12 protein-coding genes are annotated in these 8,924 nt (G+C 58.4%); 3 read left to right on the plus strand and 9 right to left on the minus strand.

Going from position 1 to position 8,924, the window contains the following annotated elements:
- Positions 1-130: 130 nt before the first annotated feature.
- On the minus strand, positions 131-421 hold the full coding sequence (locus ACIPO9_RS19530) for a hypothetical protein (RefSeq protein ID WP_400782884.1): 291 nt from the start codon (positions 419-421) through the stop codon (positions 131-133).
- A 115-nt stretch (positions 422-536) separates the two neighbouring features.
- Between ACIPO9_RS19530 and ACIPO9_RS19535 the strand changes: the two genes are divergently transcribed.
- The gene (locus ACIPO9_RS19535; RefSeq protein ID WP_400782885.1) at positions 537-1,469 is read left to right on the plus strand and encodes a restriction endonuclease; all 933 of its coding nucleotides are present in this window, start codon (positions 537-539) and stop codon (positions 1,467-1,469) included.
- A 376-nt stretch (positions 1,470-1,845) separates the two neighbouring features.
- A complete protein-coding gene (locus tag ACIPO9_RS19540) occupies positions 1,846-2,481 on the plus strand; it encodes a polyribonucleotide nucleotidyltransferase (protein ID WP_400782888.1) in 636 nt (211 codons plus the stop codon).
- A gap of 117 nt (positions 2,482-2,598) precedes the next feature.
- Here the strand turns inward: ACIPO9_RS19540 and ACIPO9_RS19545 are convergent, their stop codons facing one another.
- The 3 genes from ACIPO9_RS19545 to ACIPO9_RS19555 form a co-directional block, all read right to left on the minus strand.
- On the minus strand, positions 2,599-3,033 hold the full coding sequence (locus tag ACIPO9_RS19545; protein ID WP_274134246.1) for a DNA-binding protein: 435 nt from the start codon (positions 3,031-3,033) through the stop codon (positions 2,599-2,601).
- A 3-nt stretch (positions 3,034-3,036) separates the two neighbouring features.
- A complete protein-coding gene (locus tag ACIPO9_RS19550) occupies positions 3,037-3,627 on the minus strand; it encodes a nucleotidyltransferase domain-containing protein (protein WP_274134247.1) in 591 nt (196 codons plus the stop codon).
- A gap of 83 nt (positions 3,628-3,710) precedes the next feature.
- The gene (locus ACIPO9_RS19555; RefSeq protein WP_274134248.1) at positions 3,711-4,346 is read right to left on the minus strand and encodes a LysE family translocator; all 636 of its coding nucleotides are present in this window, start codon (positions 4,344-4,346) and stop codon (positions 3,711-3,713) included.
- A gap of 308 nt (positions 4,347-4,654) precedes the next feature.
- Between ACIPO9_RS19555 and ACIPO9_RS19560 the strand changes: the two genes are divergently transcribed.
- Positions 4,655-5,722 (plus strand): diguanylate cyclase, encoded by a 1,068-nt coding sequence (locus ACIPO9_RS19560; protein ID WP_400782889.1) that lies wholly within the window; start codon positions 4,655-4,657, stop codon positions 5,720-5,722.
- 43 nt (positions 5,723-5,765) lie between these two features.
- Here the strand turns inward: ACIPO9_RS19560 and ACIPO9_RS19565 are convergent, their stop codons facing one another.
- From ACIPO9_RS19565 to ACIPO9_RS19585, 5 genes are all read right to left on the minus strand, one after another.
- Positions 5,766-6,488 (minus strand): hypothetical protein, encoded by a 723-nt coding sequence (locus ACIPO9_RS19565; protein ID WP_400782890.1) that lies wholly within the window; start codon positions 6,486-6,488, stop codon positions 5,766-5,768.
- Between the two features lie 221 nt (positions 6,489-6,709).
- A complete protein-coding gene (locus ACIPO9_RS19570; RefSeq protein ID WP_274134251.1) occupies positions 6,710-7,003 on the minus strand; it encodes a LuxR C-terminal-related transcriptional regulator in 294 nt (97 codons plus the stop codon).
- Positions 7,004-7,406: 403 nt separating this feature from the next.
- The gene (locus ACIPO9_RS19575; protein ID WP_400782892.1) at positions 7,407-7,877 is read right to left on the minus strand and encodes a VOC family protein; all 471 of its coding nucleotides are present in this window, start codon (positions 7,875-7,877) and stop codon (positions 7,407-7,409) included.
- 36 nt (positions 7,878-7,913) lie between these two features.
- Positions 7,914-8,351 carry a YybH family protein gene (locus tag ACIPO9_RS19580; RefSeq protein WP_400782893.1) on the minus strand — a complete coding sequence of 146 codons (438 nt, stop codon included), beginning with the start codon at positions 8,349-8,351 and terminating at the stop codon, positions 7,914-7,916.
- Positions 8,348-8,749: a YciI family protein gene (locus ACIPO9_RS19585; RefSeq protein ID WP_400782895.1), complete on the minus strand. Its 402-nt coding sequence runs from the start codon at positions 8,747-8,749 to the stop codon at positions 8,348-8,350. The genes ACIPO9_RS19580 and ACIPO9_RS19585 overlap by 4 nt, the downstream gene beginning before the upstream one ends.
- Between the last annotated feature and the right edge of the window lie 175 nt (positions 8,750-8,924).

The following is an 8,924-nucleotide window of genomic DNA, read 5'->3' on the forward strand; positions in this document are numbered from 1 at the left end:
TAGCCGGGCATGATGACAATGCCCGGTGTTTTGCTGTTTTTGACGGGCGGGTGACGCTGTGTTGAATATCCTGGCGCCGTCGCGGGCAAGCGCGCTCCTACGGGGGCGGAGTTTGTGATTGAGCGGGGCGTTAGCCTTTGTTGCGTTGGCGGTATTCCTGAACCATGTCGCGGGACACATCTTCCTTGAAGCACAGCGGCGCGTAGCCACCCGCACGGTTGTAGGCGCTGCGTTTGCCGCAGCGGCTGCCGTTGCGCGCGGTGTTGTAGGGGCATGGGCAGTTGCCGGGGTAGCCGGCGATGGAGTTTTCGATGATGCGCTGGACGATGACGGCGTCAGCGGGCATCGCTTCCCTGGCGGATGCATTGAAGGCGCACAGCAATGCAAGCGTTGCGACGAAGCCGGTTCCTACCCTGTTCATGGCCATTCCCTAGCGGTACAGATGAATATTCCGGGTAGCTTTTTACCATGACATCATTGAGCCATTACAGAGGCTTTTCTCTGTAGAATTGGCTTTTTTGAAATAGACCAGGGATATGGCCAGGAAAACTTCACTGTTTGACGATCTCTTTTATATCGCCGCAAGACTGCCGTGGTGGCTCAGCTTCGCTATTGCGCTGGGCTCGTGGCTTTATCTGCATTCAGTTGCCAGTCAGCCGTTGGCGAGCGCGTCGGATATTCATCATCTGCAAGCCACGGTATTGACCAACATGGCGCATATGGCGGCGAGTTTTTTCCAGTATCTCTTGCCGCTGATTTTTACCTTGGGCGCAATCGCCTCGATCGTTGGCCGACGCAAGCGCCGCAATCTGCTCGATTCAGCCGCCAACACCAAGGGCAACTCCCTTCTCGGCATCACCTGGCAGGATTTCGAGTTGCTGGTAGGCGAAGCCTTGCGACGTCGGGGTTATGCGGTGCAGGAAACCGGCGGCAAGGGCCCGGACGGTGGCGTCGATCTGATTGCCCGCAAGGATGGAGAAACCTATCTGGTGCAGTGCAAGCAATGGCGTGCGGTGCAGGTGGGGGTGCCAGTGGTGCGGGAGCTGTATGGCGCGATGGCGGCCGAGGGGGCTGTCGGCGGTTTCGTGATTACCAGTGGGAAGTTCAGCAAACCGGCGCGGGAATTTGCGTCGGGGCGCAATCTGCATCTTATTGATGGCGCGGTGTTGAAGCAGTGGATTGCCGAGGCGAAGAAGCCGATGCAAGGACCCACTACCGAGGTATTGCGGGAGCGCGTTGAGCCGGTGGTTGAAGTGCCGAAGGTTGTGCCGCCTGTTGTAAAGGATCCGGTGCCAGCGCCGCCGGCTGAGCCAGTTGCGCCGCCAGCGCCGGCGTGCCCCCATTGCCGCAAGACGATGGTGATGCGGGTGGCGCGCACCGGTGCCAATGCCGGGGGCAATTTCTGGGGCTGTACGGATTATCCGAAGTGCCGGGGGATCAGGGCGATTTTTCCGGCGATGAAGGTTTAAGGTCGGTTCAAGCTGCCGTAAACCTCTGTTGCGAAAAATTCCCGGCCTTTCACATAACAATTTCTCTAAAAAATAGTTACCCGGGTTTCATTTGATCCCGGGGCGTCAGCTTTTTACAGTGGGGGCACCTGATCGGACTTGCACCAGCAAGGAGGTTACAACCCGGACCAAGCCTGCAGTTTTTTTCATTGTGTTTGTTCGCGTCATTGCTCGTGGCGCGATGCCCCAAGCTCCAAAATTTCAGCCGCTGCCTCTAGCGGCTTTTTTGGCTGCGGATAAGCCCCCGCACGTCACCCCATCGCTTTCCTACCAATGCCCTGTGCACGTCAGGCAAAATGCCTACCCCCTGTAAGTATCAGCTTTTAAAGAGGTAGGAATGCGCCTGTTCACCTTGAGATCCGCCCTGCTCTGCTCCGCACTGGCCTTCGGCCTGGTGGCTTGCGGCGCGCAGGCTGCAACCGAGACGAAGCACCCTGCCAAGTCGTCCAAGACCACCCACACAGCCAAACCCTCAAAAGCTGCGCCCGCCAAACCCGTTGGCCAGAAAGTCTCGATGCTCAGCGGCAAGTTTGTCTTCACCCTGCCCAAGGACTATGTCAAAGGGCCGATGGAGGAAATCGACGACAAGGCCAAGGCGGCAGGCGTGACCGGGGCGCTGTACATGAACAAACCGGCGCGGCGTGTGGTGATCATCACCGAAACGCCGCTGCCCGATGGCCAGAAGGTCACGCCCAACGACGCCAAGACCCTGGACAACATCATTGCCGAAACCCTGGTGCAGCAGCAGTCCAGCTACAAGGACTTCAAGAAGCTCGGTGAGAAGAAGATCGTGCGAAAAGGCCTCGGCCTGCGTCAGTTGGATGCGTCGGGCAGTGTCGATGGCGGCAACGTGCTGAGCACCACCATCACCGCCGCCTCCGGCACCCGCACCGCGATGGTCAACGTGATCTCGCTGGCCAAGGATGCCAAGGCGCATACGGCGGTGGTCAAGGGTGTGACGGGGTCGAAATAAGGACAGGCTTTCAGACACAGGCCTCGTAGCAGCACGGCTTGCCGGCGGGAGCGGTGGGTCAGATTGAAATAAGTTGTCTGACACACCGCTCCCGCCGGCAAGCCGTGCTGCTACGGGCTATCCATGACGTAGACGATCGATAAACCAGTTATCGATATCCAGGAGCAGATCGACCGCCTGATTCACCGCATCCTGTGCCATCGCTTCGCTAACAGGATCTCCTGAGTAATCGCTCAGATTGCGCTGTTTGCGAAGACCGTCCAGCGTGATCATTCGAATCCGGTCCAGCCCCATCGTCAGCGGGAGTGTCTGAATCATCGTCTGATGGTGACCGGGTGTGCTGGTCAAGGTACGAAATCCGTTAGCCTGCAGTACCGCGTTGGCCGCTTGCATGATCGACTTGTAAGCCATGTCGAACCGGCCTTCGCTACTCATTCCTGGCAACTGCGCGTCCTCAAGACTTCTACGCGCCGCAGCCATCAACCGCTCCACATTCACCGCATCCTTGGGGACGGCCTCCAGTGCTCTGCCTAACAGATTATCCAGCGTCATTCGTCACTCCTGATGCTTGGCCAGACCCTCCTCCGACCCAATGACGAACAGCTTAGGCTTGGCCATTAAATCCCGCACGAACCCACCCTGTGCGGTTAACAATTGGAACCACTCTTTCTCAGGATACTGCTTGGCATTGATCTCCCGACCGAGTATTTCCTGCAACGGATACAAGTGCTCAATCAGCTCACTGAAGCTGACGCTGCCAATCACCATCAGATCTACGTCGCTATGTGAGGAGGCTTTGCCGCTGGCGATGGAGCCGAAGACAAAAGCGGTCCTTATCCGATCCGACAGTGGTTCGAGTGCCAAGGCAATGCTGTCAGCCAGACCATCTGTCTTGTGCAGGATACTGACGAGCTCGGAAAAAATGGGGCATTGACGATTTGCCCGATACTGCATCAGGTTGCCGACAGGCACCTTGAGCAGCACTCCCGCCTCTACCATCTTGCTCAGCTCCCGGCTCAACGTGCCGGAAATCGTCTGGGTCAAGCGAGCGATTTCCCTTTGATGGTATTGCCGGTCCGGATTCAAAAGCATCAGAACCAGCACCTTTCTGCGGTACTCGGAGAACAAAAAAGAAGCGAGCGACATAACGCAACCATATTGCTGCTTTAAAGGCAGCAATTGAAGCCTTAAAAGCAGCACTTTTCAAGTCACTAATGCCCGCAACAGTATTATCTCTTGCTCTCCACCGCCATCCGCACCGCAAACCCGAACAACACCGTGCCCATCAGCCAGCGCTGCACCATCGCCCAGCTCGGGCGTTGGGTGAGGAAGAAGGCGATGGAGCCGGCCGCCATGGCGATGGTGGCGTTGACCATCAGGCTGATGCCGATCTGCACGCTGCCCAGCACCAGGGACTGGCCCAGCACGCTGGTGCCGTTGTCGACGCTGATGAATTGCGGCAGCAGCGAGAGGTAGATCATGGCGACCTTGGGGTTGAACAGGTTGGTGATCATGCCCATGAAAAACAGCTGGCGGTTGCTGTCCTGGGGCAGATCCTTGATCTGGAACGGCGAGCGCCCGCCCGGCCGGACGGCTTGCCAGGCCAGGTAGGCCAGGTATGCAGCCCCCGCCAGACGCAGGGCGTCATAGGCGTAGGGCACTGCCATGAGCAGGCCGGTGATGCCGAAGGCCGCGCATAGCATGTAGAACAGAAAACCGATGCCCACGCCGCCCAGAGAGATCAGTCCTGCCTTGCGACCCTGTGAGATGGATCGGGAAATCACGTAGATCATGTTCGGCCCAGGCGTCAGAACCATGCCCAGCGCGATGAGAGAAAAAGCCAACAGGTTTGAAAGTTCAGGCATGACGACTTCCGCCAACGGGTTGAGGTGGGATGTCGAAAACAGCTCGACGCAGCACCTGCATTCCAGCCCAATCGCAGGGTGCGGTAAATACACAGATCGGGGTCAAGTCAGGCCATACAGACGCCAGGTGCTACGCTGCAAAGCCTGGCCGACAGTCGGCGGTGTGATGCCGACAGTCGGCGGTGTGATTCGGACGAATAGTGGCATTTTGCTCTTCCCAGCCCCTGACAGGCAGGCGACACTCATGGGTGTTCGTCGTGGCTGATGTTTCAGTCGGGATGCTGCATTACACAACCCGGTGAAGAGCTATGAACAACTCCATCCACAAGGGTCTTTCCTACGCCCGACGCATGTACCTGCCGCGCACGGTCGGTCTGGGCATCGGGTTCTTTTCCGTCGCGGCCGCTGTATATCCCTCGCACCCGCCCGCGTGGGTCTGGGCGTTGATGCTGTTTCATGGCTACGGCTGGCCCCATGTTGCCTACCAACTGGCGCGTTTTTCGAGCCAGCCGTATCAGGCCGAGCGGCGCACGCTGATTTATGACTCGCTGGCAGGCGGCTTCTGGGCCGGCGCCATGGGGTTCAATCCGCTGCCGACCGTCACGGCGCTGTCGATGATGGCCATGAACAACATCGCGGCCGGCGGCCCGCGCCTTTTTGTTCTCGGCTGTATCGCGCAGTTGGCCGGCTCTGCGGTGGGGTATTGGATTCTCACGCCTGTGCTGTTTCCGGACGTCACCCAGATTCAGATCTACGCCTGCCTGCCAATGCTGGTCATCTACCCGCTGGCCATTGGCCTGGTGTGCTATCGGGTGGCGGTGCAGCTGTCACGGAGCAAGAAGGCGCTGGAAAAACTCAGCACCACCGACAGCCTGACGGGCCTGATGAACCACGGCGCCTGGAAGGATCTGCTGACGGTCGAGTTCAACAATTGCCAGACGCTGAACCGGCAGAACAGCGTTGCGTTGATCGACATCGATCACTTCAAGTCCATCAACGACACCTACGGCCACATCATCGGCGACAACGTGCTCAAGCAACTGGGCGGCGCCCTGACCGCGAGCCTGCGCGAGACCGACCTGGCCGGCCGCTATGGCGGTGACGAATTCTGCGTGATCCTGCCCGACACCACACTGGCCCAGGCCGGCGAAATCCTCGAACGCCTGCGCCGCACCGTCCACGAACACACCCACAGCGCCCTGCCCAACCTGAAATTGAGCCTGAGCATCGGCATTGCCGCCTACGGCCCGCACCTCACCGACGCTGGCATGTGGCTGCACGAAGCCGACATGGCGCTCTACGACGCAAAAAGCACCGGGCGCAACCGCGTGACATCGGCGCAACCCGGGGTGAAGACGGCGTTGATGGTGCGGTGAGCGGCCCGCGTTCCAATGTTGTCTGGCCGGCTTGACCTGGTATTCACAGCAGCGAGTCGGAGGGAGGCTGAACCTGTTTGAGCAAGCTCAACGGCGTCATCTTTTCCAGCAGCTTCATCAGGCTCCCGTCGAGGGACAGCGGCCCATGGAGCGCTTCCTCACGATCCAGATGCCCCTGTTGAATGCTTCGATAGCCTTCGGGGTAGATACACCTCTCCAGCGGCATCAGGCTGTCGTAGTGTTCGAGCAAGCCGCGAAACACGATTCGTCGCTCGGACACGCCCCGGGTAGTGGCGATGAGTTTGATGAAGAAGGTCGAATCATTCTGGCGTAGTGCCTCATAGGCGGCGTATCGCTCCACCAGCGTGAGCCCTGCGCAGTCATCGAATGCGACGCAGCAGAGCGCTTCACGGCGTCGGCCAGCAAACGGGTTTTTTGCAGCCACACGCCGATGGCTCTGTCCCAGGACGAAAGCTACCGCCGACTCAGCCTGCTGCAGACGCAGGTCATCGAGGATGTCGTCCAGTTCGTCGAGTGAGGGCGCCTGTCGTCCCAGCTGTTCGATCTCCCGTCCAAACGTGGCAAACAGGCCCCGAGGACCGAGCCATTCCCTGTGCAGTTCGCCAAGCATCTCTGTGCACATGGCCCCCTGCCGCTCGACCAACCGGTTGAAGTGCACCATGACGTTGTCGTGTATCGAGGCCTGAAGTTCAGGCTGCACGCGAGCGCTGGTCATCGCGCCATGAACGGAGTTACATGTAGTCATCGACTGCTTCCTTTCTTGTTATCAATATTCTTTTTTGAAATCTGCGATTCCCCAAAACAGACAACGCCAACAAATACCACCCGACACTTTGACTTTAGGCACTGTGTATATACAAGGCAGGCGAAACTTGCTCGCCCGTTATCTTTACGCTCTCGAAACACAAACGCGCACGCAAACCCAACAATCTGTTTGCCCCGATACCTTGACTCGAATTCAAACTTTCAAGAGCCCTCATTATGCGCAGCCGGCTCACCAATACAATCCGTCAGATGTAGGGGGTATTCGAATTGTTTACGGGCCTTGGGGCTCACGTGCAGGGCCATCAGTTGTGCGCGGTTGTGGACTTCATTCTTCTTGAGCAGCGCCGAGACGTGGTCCCGGGCCGTGTAATCACTGATCCCCAGCGCCTGGGCGATGCCCTTGTTGGTGTAGCCGGCCAGCAGCAGCTGCAGCACTTCCTGTTCTCTGGGGGTGGTGCGGTTGGGGCGTTTGTATTTACGTTTTCGTTCCGTCATACGCTGGCATTATCCTTAAATCAATTGCCATCCGTGGCGTCAAACATTCCATCGGCTTGAACCGACTTTTATTGAGGTTATTTTCAAGCGACTGCGCTGGGGCCCGCAAAGCAATAAAGGTAAATATTCCTACAAGGGCAGGCGACATTTCTCTGTCAGGGTCTTACAAGGTTGTAAATTGGAAATAACGGAACGCCCGTGCAAACTCCGTATGCACGTTTCATTGGGGGAAAGTGTTAGTGCCCGCGACAATAAACGCTGCAAATGCGAATTACAATCATCGGTTACAAATGACCTGATGGGCTCGGCAGGCGCCGGGCAATGGTCTGTCACGTTGCAGGGCGATCTGAGTCATGGCAACGCCAATCGCCCTGCGAAGAGAAAGTAGTTGGACTACCGGCGATCAGGACGGCGCCTGACCGAACATCTTCATTGCGCGCTCACGGATTTCATCGGGAGTGAGATCTTCCTTGTGGGTGCCGATGAACCACAGGTGACCGAACGGATCACGCACACTGCCGCTGCGATCGCCGTAGAACATGTCTTGAACTTCGGAGACTACGGTGGCACCGGCATCGACGGCGCGCTTGAATTGTTCATCGACGTCAGGCACGTATAGGTGCATGGCGAACGCGGTTTTGCTGCCCGGCTCGGGGCTATCGAAACCGCCCTGGTCACAGGGCTCGGACAGCATCATGCGTGAATCGCCGATTTGCAGCTCGGCATGGCCAACCCGGCCACCGGGCGCATCCAGGCGGAACATTTCCTTGGCACCGAAGGCCTTCTTGTAGAACTCGATGGCCTGGTCTGCGGGCGAAACGCCCATGTACACGGTGAGGCTGTGCTGGCCCTCGGGAATGGGTTTGACGCTCATGGGAATTCTCCTCAGGGGTTCTTGTTGTAGGAAAAATCAGGGCTGCAGTTCAAACAGCGCCTTGCCGCTGGCCATGTCGAAAGGTGCGGAAAAGTGCTCGTGAACCGCTTTCCAGCCATCGGCGGTCTTGCGGTAGCCCGCGCTGGCGCGCATCCACGAGGACTTTTCCTCGCCTTTCTCGTCAGTGCCGCCGCATTTGTTGAGCCAGTGGGCGAAGGCGACGTCGTCGTTACCGTGAACCACCAACTGATGGGTTTCGAACAGCATCGCGCCCTCGCACATCCCCAGGCAGAACTGCCAGTGCTGGCGGTAGGCGTCGATGCCGCGAAACTGCAACTGGATGATGGCGTCGTAGGCGACAATCTCTGGATCGTAGTAGGCCATGATCGCGTCGAGATTTTTCTCACGCACGCCCGTGCACCAGCCTTCGAGCAGGGTCTTGATTTCGGCGTGGACGTTGGATGCAGTGGTCATGATGCGGCTCCCGAGGCGACGGGCCGGTGTTGGTAGTCCTGGGACTGGCCCTGTTGCAGGTTCAGTTCGCGGACGGGTCGTACTTCCACGCTGCCGACCCGCGCTGCAGGAATGTGCGCCGCAACTTGTAGGGCATCGTTCAGATCCCGCGCCTCTATGAGGTAGAACCCTGCCAGTTGCTCTTTGGTTTCCGCGAACGGACCATCGGTAATCGACACCTTGCCGTTGCGCATTCTGACCGTGGTGGCGGTTTCCACCGACTCCAGCGGCTCGGCCGCCAGCATCCGCCCGCTAGCCTGTACTGATTGCGCGTAGGTCAGGCATTCATCGTCCCGGGGGCTGTCGGGGTGTGAATGCAAGGTTTGCTCGTTGCTGTAGATCAGACACAGGTATTTCATGGTGATCTCCTTGGGCTGATGGTCGTGCGTTGCCTGATAGACCGCTCCCGCCGGCAAGCCGTGCTGCTACGGGGGCCGGGGGGTAAAACACCCCCGATCACCACCGCGTTGCCGCGGGGGGCATTTGTTAGTATTAGAAAGACGTTAAGGGACAAACACACAAAACCAAACGCAC

Origin of the sequence: Pseudomonas sp. NPDC090203, from assembly GCF_044746765.1 — a bacterium.
Taxonomy (GTDB): domain Bacteria; phylum Pseudomonadota; class Gammaproteobacteria; order Pseudomonadales; family Pseudomonadaceae; genus Aquipseudomonas; species Aquipseudomonas putida_AD.